The following is a 14,232-nucleotide window of genomic DNA, read 5'->3' as shown; positions in this document are numbered from 1 at the left end:
CGGTCAGCTTCTGAAGAGCCGGGAGTATTGGGTTTCGTGGCGCGCTGACAGGATCGCCAGCATCGGGCTGAGCGCCTGCCGGTCGTCGTCGTCCAGCGTGGCCGCATGGGCCAGCGCCCGGGGAATTTCATCGGCCAGCCGCGCCAGCATGCGTTGCCCGGCGCTCTGGCCCAGCGGAACCGACTTGATGGCGGTCTGCACCATGTTCTCGGCCCAGCCGAAACAGAAGGCTGCGGCGATGTCGGCGGCCGCCGCCTGCGTGCGTGCCGCGGCGACCGCGAAGGCCACCGGATAGCTCGGCTGCCAGCCGGTGAACAGCACCGCGTCGTCGGCATGCAGGCCTCGTAGCCAGTCGGCCATCGAACGGCCCATCTGCTCGGTCTGCAGACGGAACTCGCTGGTCTCGCGGGTCTGGCGCACCCAGGCGTCGAGTTGCTTCAGGCGTTCGCCTTCACCGGCCCGGGCGGCCGTCACTGCCTGCAGGAGCACCGGCAGGTCGCAGCGGGACAGGTTCAGGTGCAGCTGGTCGGCGATCCAGTCCGCCGCCCTCGCCTCGGTGGAGACACCGGCCCATTCGACGGCCGCCTCGAGCCCTTCCGAATAGGAGAAACCGCCGACCGGCAGCGCAGGCGATGCCAGCCAGATCAGCTGGAGCAGGCCGGGAGTGAAGGCGTTCACAGGGAGTCGGGACGGGTCTTGTGGAACTGCAGGACGGCCGGAGCCGGAGCGTGCGAATGACCATGGTCATGGTGGTCGTGTTTGCAATCCGGGCCGTGCACATGGGGCTTCGTCTTGGGTTGGCCGTGGCCGTGGCCGTGGTCGTGACCGTGATCCTGGGATCCATGCGAGTGCGCACCCGCCGCATAAGCCCCGCCTTCCGGTTCGAAGGCTTCTACCGCATCCACCACGATCAGGTGCATGGACCGCAGCATGTCGCCCAATACATGGTCTGGCTCGATCTTCAGGTGATCGGGCTTGAGTTCGATCTGCACATGGCGGTTGCCCAGGTGGTAGGCCGCCCGCACCAGGTCGAACGGGCTGCCGTGGTTGGCGCAAGGCGTGATCCGCAGCACCTTCTGCGGCGCGGAAATGACGCGGACCAGCGAGCCGTCATCGGCCACCAGCACGTCACCGCCGCGCACCAGAGTGCCGCGCGGCAGGAACACGCCCAGGCGGCGGCCGCCGGAATCCTCGGCGTCGAAACGGCTCTTCTGGCGCACGTCCCAGTCCAGTTCGACGGTGGTGGCACGTTTCAGCAGCACGGGCGCAAGGCCCTTGCCCTGGGGCATGAGTTTGTTGACGGTAAGCATGAAGACTCAAAACAGGAAATACCGCTGCGCCATCGGCAGCACCCTGGCCGGCTCGCAGGTCAGCAACTGGCCGTCGGCACGCACCGCATAGGTCTGCGCGTCGATCTCCATCACCGGCAGGGCGGCGTTGTGCACCATGTGCTGCTTGCGGACGCCGCGCACGTTCTTCACCGGCGACAGCATCTTCTGCAGCCCGTATTTGCCGCCGATGTCGTTGGCCAGGCCGGCTTGCGATACGAAGGTGAACGAACTGCGGTGCATCGCCCGGCCGAACGAACCGAACATCGGCCGGTAATGCACCGGCTGCGGCGTGGGGATGGAAGCGTTCGGGTCGCCCATGGCGGCCAGCGCGATGAAGCCACCCTTCAGCACCACGCTCGGCTTGACGCCGAAGAAAGCCGGTTTCCACAACACCAGGTCGGCCCATTTGCCCTCTTCGATGCTGCCGACTTCATGGCTGATGCCGTGCGCCACCGCGGGGTTGATGGTCAGCTTGGCGATGTAGCGCTTGACCCGGAAGTTGTCGTGGCGGCTGCTGTCTTCGGGCAGCGTGCCGCGCTGGCCCTTCATCTTGTGGGCCGTCTGCCAGCAACGGATGGTGACCTCGCCGACCCGGCCCATCGCCTGGCTGTCGGAGCTGAACATGCTGATCGCACCGATGTCGTGCAGCACGTCCTCGGCCGCGATGGTTTCCTTGCGGATGCGGCTTTCGGCGAAGGCCAGGTCTTCGGCGATGCCGGCGTCCAGGTGGTGGCACACCATCAGCATGTCGACGTGTTCGTCGAGCGTGTTGACGGTGTAGGGCATCGTCGGGTTGGTCGACGAAGGCAGGAAGTTGGCCTCGCCGACCACGCGCAGGATGTCGGGTGCATGCCCGCCGCCCGCGCCTTCGGTATGGAAGGCGCACAGGCCACGGCCCCGGGTGGCTGCGATGGTGTTCTCGACAAACCCCGATTCGTTCAGGGTGTCGCTGTGGATTGCCACCTGGATGTCGTGTTCTTCGGCCACGTCCAGGCAGTTGTCGATGGCGGCCGGCGTGGTGCCCCAGTCTTCGTGCAGTTTCAGGCCGATGACGCCGGCTTCGGCCTGCTCGCGCAGCGCCTCGGGCCGGCTGGCGTTGCCCTTGCCCAGGAAACCCAGGTTCATCGGGAACGAATCGGCCGCCTGCATCATGCGTTCGATATTCCACGGGCCGGGTGTGGATGTGGTCGCCAGCGTGCCGGTCGCCGGGCCTGTACCGCCGCCCAGCATGGTGGTGGTGCCGGCCGCCAGGGCTTCGTCGATCTGCTGCGGAGCGATGAAGTGGATGTGGCTGTCGATGGTGCCGGCGGTGACGATGCTGCCTTCGCAGCTGAGGATCTCGGTGCCCGGGCCGATGACGATGTCCACGCCTGGCTGCGTGTCCGGATTGCCCGCCTTGCCGATCTTGACGATGCGCCCGCCCTGGATGCCGATGTCGGCCTTGACGATGCCCCAGTGGTCGATGATCAGCGCGTTGGTCAGCACCAGGTCCATCGCGCCGGCAGCGTTGGTGCGCTGGCTTTGCGCCATGCCGTCGCGGATGGTCTTGCCGCCGCCGAACTTCACTTCTTCGCCGTAGCCGCCGGCCAGCAGGGTGTAGTCGCGTTCGACCTCCACCAGGAGGTCGGTGTCGGCCAGGCGGACCCGGTCGCCGACGGTGGGGCCGAAGATTTCGGCATAGGCGCGTTTACCGATGGTGGCCATCAAAGGGCTCCCTGCACGAGTGCTCTGAAACCATGGACCACGCGGTCGCCGGCATAGTCGATCAGTTCCACCGTGCGCTGCTGGCCCGGCTCGAAACGCACCGCCGTGCCGCTGGCGATGTTGAGGCGTTTGCCGTGTGCCAGCACGCGGTCGAAGTCGAGCGCGCCGTTGGTTTCTGCGAAGTGGTAGTGCGACCCGACCTGGATCGGCCGTTCGGAGGCGTTCTTCACCAGCACGGCGACCGGTTCGCGGGCGGGGTTCAACACGTGTTCGCCGTCGTCGACGAGCAGTTCACCGGGGGTCATCGGCGTTCTCCAGTGGTCAGGGATTTCATGGGATGGGCTGGTGTACCGTCACCAGTTTCGTGCCGTCCGGAAAGGTGGCCTCGACCTGGATGTCCGGGATCATCTCGGCGACGCCGTCCATCACTTCGGCACGGCTGAGAACCTCGCGGCCCTCGCTCATCAGCTGGGCGACGGTCTTGCCGTCGCGGGCACCTTCCATCACGGCCGCGCTGATCAGCGCCACCGCCTCGGGATAGTTCAGCTTCAGGCCGCGGCCCTTGCGGCGCTCGGCCAGCAGAGCGGCGGTGAAGATCAGCAGCTTGTCTTTTTCGCGGGGCGTGAGTTCCATGCGGGCGGCCTCGGAGGCTGGCGTGTCGGTAAAAAAACGATGGTAAATCAGGCCGCGGCGTATTGCCGCGCCGCCTTGTACGGCGGATGGCGTATGCAGCCGGCAGGCAGGCGGGTGCCTACATGCTCCAGATGCGCGGCGTGGTGGTCGCCATATCCCAGCAAGCACCGCGCCAGGCCGCGCGCACCGAACGCAGCAGGTCCATCGCGGGTTCGACCACCGGTGCCAGCACCCGCACGACTACCAGGCGGCCGTCCGGGCTGGTGGCGCCGGCCGTGTCGCGCATTGGGTGGCTGTCGATGACGGCGCGTGCCGCATCGAGCGCGCGCTCGCGTTCGGTGCGCGACAGCGGCGTCCCGCTGGCCAGAAAGATGGACGCCATGCAGCGGTGGCCGGCCAGGCCCAGCGGGCTGTCGAGCAACAGCTTGTCGGATGCCTCGATGGCGCCACGCTCCAGCCACACGCCCGGCATCTCGATGTGCTGGCGCAGCCGGCCGCGCAGGAACGGCAGGCCGGCGTGCGGCAGGCCGAAGGCGCTGACGTCCCAGCCGATCAGGCCGGCATCGGGCGCCAGGCTGAAGCTGAGGTGGTTCTCGGCATCGCAGGCGTCATAACAGAGGGCTTCCAGCGGCAGCCATTCGATGCGGGCGGCCTCGCCCACCGTGATGCGGGTGACCTGTTTCGCAACCTCGCCCTGCGAACGATAGAACCGCGTGGCGCCGGGTGTGGTGACCAGGCCGTGAGCGCCCGGACCCACGTTCACCGTGATGTCCAGCACATCGCCGCCGACCAGGCCGCCGGGCGGATGCACCAGCACGTTGTGGCAGACGCCGTCGCCCTCCGGGTACAGGCTCTGCAGGATCCGCAGCGGGCCTTCGTGGCGGTAACGGGCCACTGTCCTCTGCAGGTCGGACGGGTCGCGGGTGTAGTCGAGTTGGAGTCGGGCGTGCCAGGGCATGGGGCGGCAGTGTAGTGACTGCGACGGACCCGGCGTCAGGCCGGTGCCGCGGAGGCTTGCCGGATGGCCGCCAGCAAGCGCTGGTTGAAGCTCGTCTGGCCGTGCTGCCACTGGCGCAGGGTGTGCGCGTCGATCTCGGTGTCCTGTCCGTCGCCGGCGCTGAGCCAGCGTTTCCAGGCCGTGGTGTAGCGATAGGAAGAAACCTCGCCGGTCACGTCGCTGCCGACGATGCGGCCCTGCAGCGACGCCACGATGGCCATCGCCTGCGCCTCGGTCATGCTGCCCTGGTCCCAGTTGGTGCGCACCACGTCGGGCGACAGCGCGTCCTTGTCGATGGACAGGTAGGTGGGCCGGGGATCGGCCGCCAGTGTTTCGCAGAGCGTGGCCGACAGCGTGGCCAGGTCGTCGAAATTCCGGAAGGCCCGGCCGAGTCCCAGGCGTTTGCCCCAGCCGGTGTCGACACCGCAGCTCCAGTAGCTCAGCTTGCCGGCGGCCAGCGGGCGCAGGTAGTTTTCCCAGGCATGGCCACGCCCGATGTCGGTCGAGGTGATGCCGGCGACGAACACATGCGACACCTCGGGCATCAGTGCCACCCGGCGCACCCACGAGCCGCAATGCACACCGAACGGGAAGCGCATGTTGTCCGGATGGTTGTCCAGCACCACGATGCGCAGTGGCCGGTCGGCGCGGTAACGGCCCTGGCGGACGGCACGGGCGATCAGCGGCCAGCTGAGGTGATGGAAGTCACCACTGCCGAAGAACACGGTGCCGTGTGTCTGGGCCGGCGGCAGGCAGGCGTCGAGCGCCTGCGCAAAGGTCTTCAGGCGCGGCAGGCGGCAGCCGAAACGCAGGCTTTCCTGCCAGTCGGCCATGTCGATGCGTTGTTCGTGCGGCAGCGCGCCGATGGAGCGGTCGATGTCGAGCACCACCGGATGCAGCGGATGGTTCACGCCTGTTCGCTCCATGCGCGGTCGCTTTCGAAATGGCCCGAGAACCGCTTCGCCAGGGCGCGCAGGAAGGGGTTGCGTACATAGACCAGGTGACGGGTGAAGGTGAACTTCGCACCCAGCTGGGCCTTCACCTCGGGGTCGGTCCAGCCGGCGATGTAGTGGCTCAGTCCGCGTTCGACCGCGTGTTCGAGGTTGACCATCCAGCTCACGAAATACAGGTTGGCCTCACGGGCGGCCGGATAGGACAGGCCGATGTATTTGTCCACCAGTTTGCCGCCGTATTCGAAGCAGAGGTTCCAGCCCAGCAGCAGGTCGTCGCTGGCGCGCCGGTACTCGAACACGATGCCGCCGTTGCTGCCGTCGCGCAGCAGCGCGGCGAAGAACTCGCGGCCCAGCCGGTCGAAGTGGATCTCGCTCTGGGCGAACACGCCTTCGTACAGCGCGTAGTACGCATCCACACGTTTGTCGTCCGCATACGCGGCACCGGTCGGCAGCCGCTCTATGCGCATCTCGGCGCGGCTGCGCAGCTTGCGTTTGAGGTTCTTGCGGCGGCTGGTGGAAAGCCGCGAGAGGTAGGCCTCGCCATCGGCGAAGTCGATCGGCACATAGGCCAGCGCCTGGCCTTCGACGGTGACGAATCCGCTGGCAGACAGCGCCGTGACCAATGCGTCGGCCGCGGCGTTTTCATGCGGCGACAGCAGCGGAGACTGCTGCGGCAGATCCTTGACGATGGTCAGCCTGTGGCGGCGTCCCGGGCCGGCGCGCAGGGCATCGGCCAGCAGCGACGGCGCAACGTCGGGCGGCATCGGTGCGTATTCGGAAACCGTGGTGCCGACGAAGGCGGTCCGGATGCGCAGAAACCGCGACCACCAGGCAAAACCGGGCAGTGCGGAAGCGCGTTTCTTCAGGTCGTCGTCGGCGGTGGTCAGCAGGTCGAAGGGCGCCACGAAGAGTGGTGCACCAGCGACCTCGCCGACCGCGAAACCGTCTGGCGGGAAGGCCGCGAACTGCCGGAGCAGTGTCGTCGGCTCCAGCGAGTTCAGCGGCCTGTCAGGCGCGTTTGGCACGCGTCAGCAACTGGTCCAGCAGGACCATGGCTTCGTCGATTTCGCTGCGGCTGATCATCAGCGACGGTGCGAAGGTGATCACGTTCTTGTAGTAGCCGCCGACGTCCAGCACCAGGCCGCGTTTCTCGCCCTGGTATTCCAGGTTGCCTTCCAGTCCCATGTCGACCATCTTGTCGAGCAGGGCGCGGTTCGGGGTGAAGCCGTCTTCGGTGCAGATCTCGGCACGCAGCGCCAGGCCCAGGCCGTCGACATCGCCGATTTCCTTGTGGCGCTTCTGCAGGTCCTTCAACCCCTCCAGGAAGTAGGCGCCGCTTTCGCAGACCTGCTTGCCGAAGTCGACCTCGGCGGTCATCTTCAGCACTTCCAGACCCAGCGCGGTGCCCAGCGGGTTGGACGCGAAGGTGGAATGGGTGGAGCCCGGCGGGAAGATGGTGGGATTGATGAGTTCTTCACGAGCCCACAGGCCCGACAGGGCGTTCAGGCCGTTTGTCAGCGCCTTGGCGAACACCAGCACGTCGGGTTTCACACCGAAGTTCTCGATGGACCACAGCTTGCCGGTGCGCCAGAAACCCATCTGGATTTCGTCGACCACCAGCAGCACGCCGTGGTCGTCCAGCACCTTCTTCAGGCCCTTGAAGAAATTCTGCGGCGGGATGACGTAGCCGCCGGTGCCCTGGATCGGCTCGACATAGAAGGCGGCGTATTCGCACTGGTTGGTCTTGGGATCCCAGATGGCGTGGTATTCGTTCTCGAACTTGCGGGCGAAGTCCTTGACGATGGATTCGGAATATTCCTCGGCCGTCATGCCCTTGGGGCGGCGGAACGGGTAAGGGAACGGAATGAACTGGGCGCGGTCGCTGAAGTGGCCGAAACGGCGGCGGTAGCGGTAGCTGGAGGTGATGGACGAAGCGCCCAGGGTACGGCCGTGGTAGCCGCCTTCGAAGGCGAACATCAGGCTCTTGCCGTTGCTGGCGTTGCGCACCACCTTCAACGAGTCTTCGATGGCCTGCGCACCGCCGACGTTGAAATGCACGCGGCCTTCGTTGCCCCACTTTGCCTGCGCATCCTGGGCGATCCACTTGGCCAGTTCGATCTTGGTCGGGTGCAGGTACTGGCTGGCGATCTGCGGCAGCTCTTGCAGCTGCTTGATCATCACGTCTTCGAGGCGCTTGTTCTTGTAGCCGAAGTTGACGGCCGAATACCACATCTGCAAGTCGAGGTAACGCACGCCCTGGTCGTCGTGCATGTAGCTGCCGTCGCAGCCGGCGAAGATCTTGGGGGGCGTGACGTAGTGGACGGTATCGCCGAACGAGCAATATTTTGCTTCGTCCGCCAGCAGCTGTGCGTTATCCATGAACAGAAAACTCCGGGGTGGTCTCTCGAAAAACCCGGCGTTCCAGACATGGGCCGCGGGCAAGTGAGTCGCAGTCTGCGGCGGCAACCTTGATCGGAAGTCGAGTGTTTGTGTACGAATGGTGGAGGCGTTCAGGCCGGCGGGTTGTCCGGTTCTTCCAGCAGTTCGGCATCGCAGCCGGAACCGGCGGAAATCCAGCGCCGCGCCAGCCGTGCGGCCACCGGCGAAAGCCAGCGCCAGCCTTTTCCCATCACCGTGCGGGGTTCGGCCACCAGGCCGCAAAGGTAACGCTGGCCGGCGTCGTTCCAGCGCAGTGCCCGGCAGGCGCCGCTGCGTCTGCGGGACACCAGAATGCCGACCGGACAGGGCTCCACCAGGCAGCACTGCCCGCAGCCATTGCAGGGCCGCCCCAGCCCTGGATGGGGCGGGGCGGCGCGGTGGATGAGGATGGGTTGCCAGGCGTCGGCGGACATGGGGGGATTGTCATGTCGAAGCGGCCTGGCGAAAGCCTGAACAGGCCGGAACCGCCGGGTCAGACCGGCTTGGCCAGTCCCAGCTTCTCGATCAGCGCCTTCTCGCGGTTGAAGGTGTCTTGCGCGAAGCGGGTGTACTGGGCCGAGTCCATGTAGTTGGGCACCATGTCGTAGCGGCCGAGCGCCTGCACATAGGCCGGGTCGTCCATGGCTTTCTTGAAGGCGGCCTGCAGCGTGGCCACCACGTCGTTCGGCGTGTCGCGCGGTGCGCCGATGCCGAAGGGCGAGTTCTGCACGATGTCCAGGCCCAGCTCCTTGAGCGTGGGTGCGTCGGGGAATTTTTCGAGGCGATGTTCGCCCCAGGTGTTGAGCACCCGCAGCTTGCCGGCGTCGACCTGCTGGGCGAAACCGGTGGAGTCGGCCGCTGCCATCACGTGGCCGCCGACGACCGCCTGCATCAGGTCGGCGCTGCCCTTGAAGGGCACGTGGGTGAGTTCGATGCCCAGCTTCTGGGCAATGAGTTCGGTGGTCAGGTGCGGGCTGGTCAGCGTGCCGGTGGAGCCGTAGTTGACCTTGCCCGGGTTGGCCTTGGCATAAGCCACGAACTCGGCCCAGTTCTTGAACGGGCTGTTGGCCGGCACCACAATTCCGAAGGCATAACCGGTGACGTTGATGACGTAGCGGATGTCCTTGATGGGGTCCCAGGCGATCTTGGTGGTGTAGCCGATGCGGAACACGCCCAGCGGAATCTGCGCCAGCAGGTAGCCGTCGGCCGGGCTGCTCTGCAGCATCTGCGCCGGCAGGGTGCCACCGGCGCCGGGCTTGTTCTCGACGATGACCGGCTGGCCCAGAACCTTGGATGCGTTCTCGGCGAGCTGGCGCATGGTGATGTCGGTGGGGCCGCCGGCGGGGAAGGCGATGACCAGCCGGATCGGCTTGCTGGGGAACTTGCCCGCGGGCTGGGCCTGCGCGCCGAGGGCCGTGGTGGCGGCGACGGCGAGGGCGCCTTTTACGATGTGGCGGCGTTGCATTTCGGGGTGTCTCCTGTGTCTGTCCGACGGCTCATGGCCGATGGGCTATTAGGAGTGTTTACCCGGGTGCGTGTCATCCGGAGAAACGCCTGTTTCCGCTCACATCGCGCATGCAGCCGGACGCCTCATTGCCAGCCTCCGCCCATGGTCTTGTAGAGCTGCAGCCGGTTGGCCTGTTCGGCCAATTCGAGCGTGATGAGTGTCTGCCCGGCTGCGTAGAAGGCGCGCTGGGTGACCAGCGTGTCGAGGTAGCTGTCGACTCCGGTGCGGTAGCGCTCCTGCGACAGCCGGTAGGCCGTTGCCGAGGCATCGCGCAGCGAGCGTTGCGCATCGAGCTGCTCGCCCAGCGTGGCCCGGGCATCCAGTGCGTCGGACACCTCCCGGAAAGCCGTCTGCACCGACTTCTCGTACTGCGCCACGTTGATGTCGCGGGTCAGCCGGGCGACGTCGAGGCTGGCCTGCAACGCTCCGCCGCTGAAGATCGGCAACACGATCTGCGGCGCGAAGGTCCAGGCGCCGTTGCCGCTGTTGAACAGGTCGCCCAGGTCGCGGCTGCCGCTGCCGGCCGAGGCCGTCAGGCTGATGCGTGGAAAGAAAGCCGCACGCGCCGCGCCGATGTTGGCGTTGGCCGCCTGCAGCGTGTGTTCGGCGGCGAGCACATCCGGGCGTTTCTGCAGCAACTCGGAAGGCAGGCCGGCCGGCACGTCGACCAGCGCGGTGACCGACTTCAGGCCTTCATCGACCGCCGGCAGCAAAACCTCGGGCACGGCAGAGCCGACCAGCAAGGTCAGCGCATTGCGGTCCTGCGCGGCGGCGCGTGTGTAGGCCGCGACATCGGAACGGGCGCTATCGACGGTGGTGCGGGCCTGCGCGAGCGTCAGCCCGGATTCGTTGCCGATCTCGCGCGCCTTGGCGGTCAGGTCATAGGACGCCTGCTGGCTGCGCAGCGTCTCTTGCGCGAGCCGCAGGCGGCGCTGGTCGGCGGCCAGGGCGAGCCAGGCGTTGGCCACGTCCGACAGCAGGCTGATCTGCACGCTGCGGCGGGTTTCGTCCAGCGACAGGTAGGCCTGCAGCGCGGCATCGTTGAGGTTGGCGACGCGGCCGAAGAAGTCGAGTTCGTAGCTGGACAGGCCGACGCTGGCGTTCAGCGTGTTGAGGGTGGTGGCCCGGCCGTTGGCCGTCAGGTCCTGCGGCGTCCGGGTGCGGGTGCCCGAGCCGGTCGCGTTGATGGTGGGCAGCAGGCTGGCGCGCTGGATGTTGTATTGCGCCCGCGAACGTTCGATGTTGAGCGCCGCCACCCGCAGGTCGCGGTTGTTGGCCAGCGCCAGCGTGACCACCTGGCGCAGCCGGTCGTCCACGAAGAACGATTCGTACGACAGGGCCGGCGCAGGCGTGGCCACCGCACCGGCGACCGGCACGGTGTTGGCCTTCCAGCCTTCGGCGATGGGCGCGACGGGCTGCTGGTAGGCGGGTGCCAGGTTGGTACAGCCGGCCATCGACAATGCGCCGATCAATGGAATCAGGTGCAGCTTTTTCATGCGGCACCTCCGTGCGCCACTTCGCCGTGAATTTGGTCGCCATGCGGCTGATCGTCCTTCGGCTCGGGTTCACGTTTGCGGAAGATGCTGCGGATCAGCACGAAGAACACCGGCACGAAGAAAATGCCCAGCACCGTGGCAGTGACCATGCCGCCGAAGACCGCCGTGCCGATGGCCTGCCGGCCGGCCGCACCGGCGCCGGTGCCGACCACCAGGGGCAGCACACCGAAACCGAAGGCCAGCGAGGTCATCAGGATGGGGCGCAGCCGCAGGCGCACGGATTCCAGCGTGGCCTCGATCAGCGTGCGGCCCTGGTCCATCAGCTGCACTGCGAATTCCACGATCAGGATGGCGTTCTTGCACGACAGGCCGACGGTGGTGAGCAGGCCCACCTGGAAATACACGTCGTTCGACATGCCGCGGAACCCGGTGAACGCCAGCGCGCCGATGATGCCCAGCGGCACCACCAGGATCACCGAGAACGGCACCGACCAGCTTTCGTACAGCGCCGCCAGGCAGAGGAAGACAAACAGGATCGACACCGCGTACAGCAGCGGTGCCTGTGCACCGGAGCGGCGCTCCTCGAACGACGAGCCGGTCCACGAGATGCCGATGCCCTGCGGCAGCTGGTCGATCATCTTCGTCACCTTGTCCATGGCGACACCCGAGCTGACGCCGGCCACCGAGGCGCCCAGGATTTCATAGGCGGGCAGGCCGTTGTAGCGCTGCAGCTGCGGCGAACCGAAGTCCCAGCGCTGGCTCGAGAAAGACGAGAAGGGAACCATCTGGCCGGTAGCGTTGCGCACCGTCCATTTGTTCACGTCGGTCGGCAGCATGCGGTAGGGAGCGTCGCCCTGGATGTAGACCCGCTTGACGCGGCCACGGTCCAGGAAGTCGTTGACATAAGTGCCGCCCAGCGCGGCCGACAGCGTGGTGTTGATGTCGGCGGTGGCCAGGCCCAGCGCACCGGCACGGCGGTCGTCGATGTCCACCGCGAACTGCGCCGTGTCCGCCAGGTTGTTGTTGCGCACGCCGGTCAGCTCGCTGTCCTTGCCGGCAAGTTGCAGGAACTGGCTGGTGGCCGACACCAGGGCGTTGTGGCCGAGCGCCGCGGTGTCCTGGATATAGAAGTTGAAACCCGACGAGGCGCCCAGCCCCCGCACGGCGGGCGGCAGCAGCAGCAGCACCCGTGCGTCGCGGATCTTGGCCAGCTCGGCGTTGGCGCGTTTGACGATGGCCGCCGAGGTGTGGTCTTCGCCCGGCCGTTCTTCCCATGACTTGAGCTTGATGAACGCCCGGCCCGAAGCCTGGTCGCCGTTCTGCCCGGTGCTGGTGTTGATGTTGACCACCTCGGGCTGGCGGCGCATCACGTCCTCGAACTGCCGCATGACCGCCTGGGTACGCGCATCGGTGGCGCCGGGCGGCAGGCGGATGTCGGCCTGCAGCGTGCCCTGGTCTTCGACCGGCAGGAAAGAGGTCGGCAGCCGCACGAACATGAAGGCCATCACGCCTGCGATCAGCAAGTACAGCAGCATGCTGCGTTTGCCGCGCTTGACCACCTGCCTGACACCCGATTCGGTGACGGCTGCGGTGCGGTCGAAACCCCGGTTGAACAACGCGAAGAACCGGTCAAGCCAACCCAGCGGGCCGCGGCGGATCTTCTTGTGGCCGGTTTCGTCGTGCTCGTGGTGCTTGAGCATGGTGGCGCACAGCGCAGGGGTGAGCGTCAGCGCCACCAGCACCGACAGCGCCATGGCGGCCACGATGGTGATCGAGAACTGCCGGTAGATGATGCCGGTCGAGCCGCCGAAGAACGCCATGGGAATGAACACCGCCGACAGCACCATCGCGATGCCGATCAGCGCCGGGGTGATTTCGTCCATCGACTTGCGGGTGGCTTCCTTGGGCGAAAGGCCTTCTTCGGTCATCACCCGCTCGACGTTCTCGACCACCACGATGGCATCGTCCACCAGCAGGCCGATGGCCAGCACCATGCCGAACATGGTCAGGGTATTGATGGAATAACCCAGCACCGAAAGCACACCGAAGGTGCCCAGCAGCACCACCGGCACCGCGATCGTCGGAATCAGCGTGGCGCGGAAGTTCTGCAGGAACAGATACATGATCAGGACCACGAGGATCATGGCCTCGATCAGCGCCTTGACCACTTCGTGGATGGATGCGCGCACAAAAGGCGTGGTGTCGTAGCCGACCAGCGACTTCATCTGGTTGGGGAAGTACGGCTCCAGTTCCTTGACCTTCGCGATCACCGCGTCGGACACCTTCAGCGCATTGGCGCCGTTGGCCAGCACGATGCCCATGCCGGCGGCGGCGCGGCCGTTGAGCCGGCTCTGCACGGTCAGGCTTTCCGCCCCCAGTTCAACCCGGGCGACATCCTTCAGCAGCACCAGCGAACCGTCGGTGCCTGCACGCAGCACCACGTTGCCGAACTGCTCCGGCGTCTGCAGCTTGCTGCGGGCGGTGACGGTGGCGCTCAGCTGCTGCGAACCCACCGACGGCAGGCCGCCCAGCTGGCCGGCCGAAACCTGGGCGTTCTGCGCGTTCAGGGCGGCAGTGACGTCCGACGGGATGAGAGCGTATTTCTCGAGCTTGGTGGCGTCGAGCCAGATACGCATGGCGTAACCCGAGCCCAGCACCTGCACTTCGGCGACGCCGTCGAGGCGGCTGACCGGGTCGACCAGGTTGCTGTTGATGTAGTCGCCGATGTCGGTCCGGGTCATGGCCGGGTCTTCGGAATACAGCGACACGATCAGCAGGAAATCGTTGCCGGCCTTGGTGACCGTCACGCCCTGGCTCTGCACCGCCGTGGGCAGGCGCGGCATGGCCTGCTGCAGCTTGTTCTGCACCTGCATCTGGGCCACGTCGGCATTGGTGCCGGCATTGAAGGTGAGCGTGGTGCGCGACTGGCCGGACGAACTGCTGGTCGCTCCCATGTAGATGAGGTTGTCCAGGCCCTTCAGCTGCTGCTCGATCACCTGGGTGACCGAGTCTTCCACCGTCTTGGCCGATGCGCCTGTGTAGTTGGCGGTGATCGAGATGGAAGGCGGCGCGATGTTGGGGTATTGCTCCAGCGGCAGAGTGCGGATGGAGATGGCGCCCGCCAGCATGATGACGATGGCGATGACCCACGCGAAGATGGGCCGGTCGATGAAAAAACGTGCCATTTGCGCGC

At 66.4% G+C, this 14,232-nt stretch carries 13 protein-coding genes; all 13 read right to left on the bottom strand.

Annotated features, from left to right (window positions below; all coding sequences use genetic code 11):
• Positions 1-3: 3 nt before the first annotated feature.
• A complete protein-coding gene (locus tag AC3ANW_RS01640; RefSeq protein ID WP_488343469.1) occupies positions 4-678 on the bottom strand; it encodes an urease accessory protein UreF in 675 nt (224 codons plus the stop codon).
• Positions 675-1,310: an urease accessory protein UreE gene (gene ureE / locus AC3ANW_RS01635; RefSeq protein WP_488343468.1), complete on the bottom strand. Its 636-nt coding sequence runs from the start codon at positions 1,308-1,310 to the stop codon at positions 675-677. The genes AC3ANW_RS01640 and ureE overlap by 4 nt, the downstream gene beginning before the upstream one ends.
• A gap of 6 nt (positions 1,311-1,316) precedes the next feature.
• Positions 1,317-3,035 carry an urease subunit alpha gene (gene ureC / locus AC3ANW_RS01630; RefSeq protein WP_488343467.1) on the bottom strand — a complete coding sequence of 573 codons (1,719 nt, stop codon included), beginning with the start codon at positions 3,033-3,035 and terminating at the stop codon, positions 1,317-1,319.
• Positions 3,035-3,340 carry an urease subunit beta gene (locus AC3ANW_RS01625; RefSeq protein ID WP_488343466.1) on the bottom strand — a complete coding sequence of 102 codons (306 nt, stop codon included), beginning with the start codon at positions 3,338-3,340 and terminating at the stop codon, positions 3,035-3,037. Before AC3ANW_RS01625 ends, ureC begins: the two co-directional genes overlap by 1 nt.
• Positions 3,341-3,365: 25 nt before the next feature.
• Positions 3,366-3,668 (bottom strand): urease subunit gamma, encoded by a 303-nt coding sequence (locus tag AC3ANW_RS01620; protein ID WP_488343465.1) that lies wholly within the window; start codon positions 3,666-3,668, stop codon positions 3,366-3,368.
• 118 nt (positions 3,669-3,786) lie between these two features.
• A complete protein-coding gene (locus tag AC3ANW_RS01615) occupies positions 3,787-4,626 on the bottom strand; it encodes an urease accessory protein UreD (protein ID WP_488343464.1) in 840 nt (279 codons plus the stop codon).
• 35 nt (positions 4,627-4,661) lie between these two features.
• On the bottom strand, positions 4,662-5,591 hold the full coding sequence (locus tag AC3ANW_RS01610; protein ID WP_488343463.1) for a hypothetical protein: 930 nt from the start codon (positions 5,589-5,591) through the stop codon (positions 4,662-4,664).
• On the bottom strand, positions 5,573-6,643 hold the full coding sequence (locus AC3ANW_RS01605; RefSeq protein ID WP_488343462.1) for a GNAT family N-acetyltransferase: 1,071 nt from the start codon (positions 6,641-6,643) through the stop codon (positions 5,573-5,575). The genes AC3ANW_RS01610 and AC3ANW_RS01605 overlap by 19 nt, the downstream gene beginning before the upstream one ends.
• Positions 6,627-7,997: an aspartate aminotransferase family protein gene (locus tag AC3ANW_RS01600; RefSeq protein ID WP_488343461.1), complete on the bottom strand. Its 1,371-nt coding sequence runs from the start codon at positions 7,995-7,997 to the stop codon at positions 6,627-6,629. The genes AC3ANW_RS01605 and AC3ANW_RS01600 overlap by 17 nt, the downstream gene beginning before the upstream one ends.
• 131 nt (positions 7,998-8,128) lie before the next feature.
• Positions 8,129-8,470: a hypothetical protein gene (locus AC3ANW_RS01595; protein WP_488343460.1), complete on the bottom strand. Its 342-nt coding sequence runs from the start codon at positions 8,468-8,470 to the stop codon at positions 8,129-8,131.
• 59 nt (positions 8,471-8,529) lie between these two features.
• Positions 8,530-9,501: a tripartite tricarboxylate transporter substrate binding protein gene (locus AC3ANW_RS01590; RefSeq protein ID WP_488343459.1), complete on the bottom strand. Its 972-nt coding sequence runs from the start codon at positions 9,499-9,501 to the stop codon at positions 8,530-8,532.
• 125 nt (positions 9,502-9,626) lie between these two features.
• The gene (locus AC3ANW_RS01585) at positions 9,627-11,039 is read right to left on the bottom strand and encodes an efflux transporter outer membrane subunit (protein ID WP_488343458.1); all 1,413 of its coding nucleotides are present in this window, start codon (positions 11,037-11,039) and stop codon (positions 9,627-9,629) included.
• Positions 11,036-14,224, bottom strand: coding sequence for an efflux RND transporter permease subunit (locus tag AC3ANW_RS01580; protein WP_488343457.1), 3,189 nt, complete (start codon positions 14,222-14,224; stop codon positions 11,036-11,038). The genes AC3ANW_RS01585 and AC3ANW_RS01580 overlap by 4 nt, the downstream gene beginning before the upstream one ends.
• Positions 14,225-14,232 lie beyond the last annotated feature (8 nt).

The sequence above is a fragment of the Xylophilus sp. PBN-3R genome, from assembly GCF_057747805.1.
The sequence above is the reverse complement of the archived record's forward strand: the minus strand, read 5'-3'. Positions and strand labels throughout refer to the sequence as shown.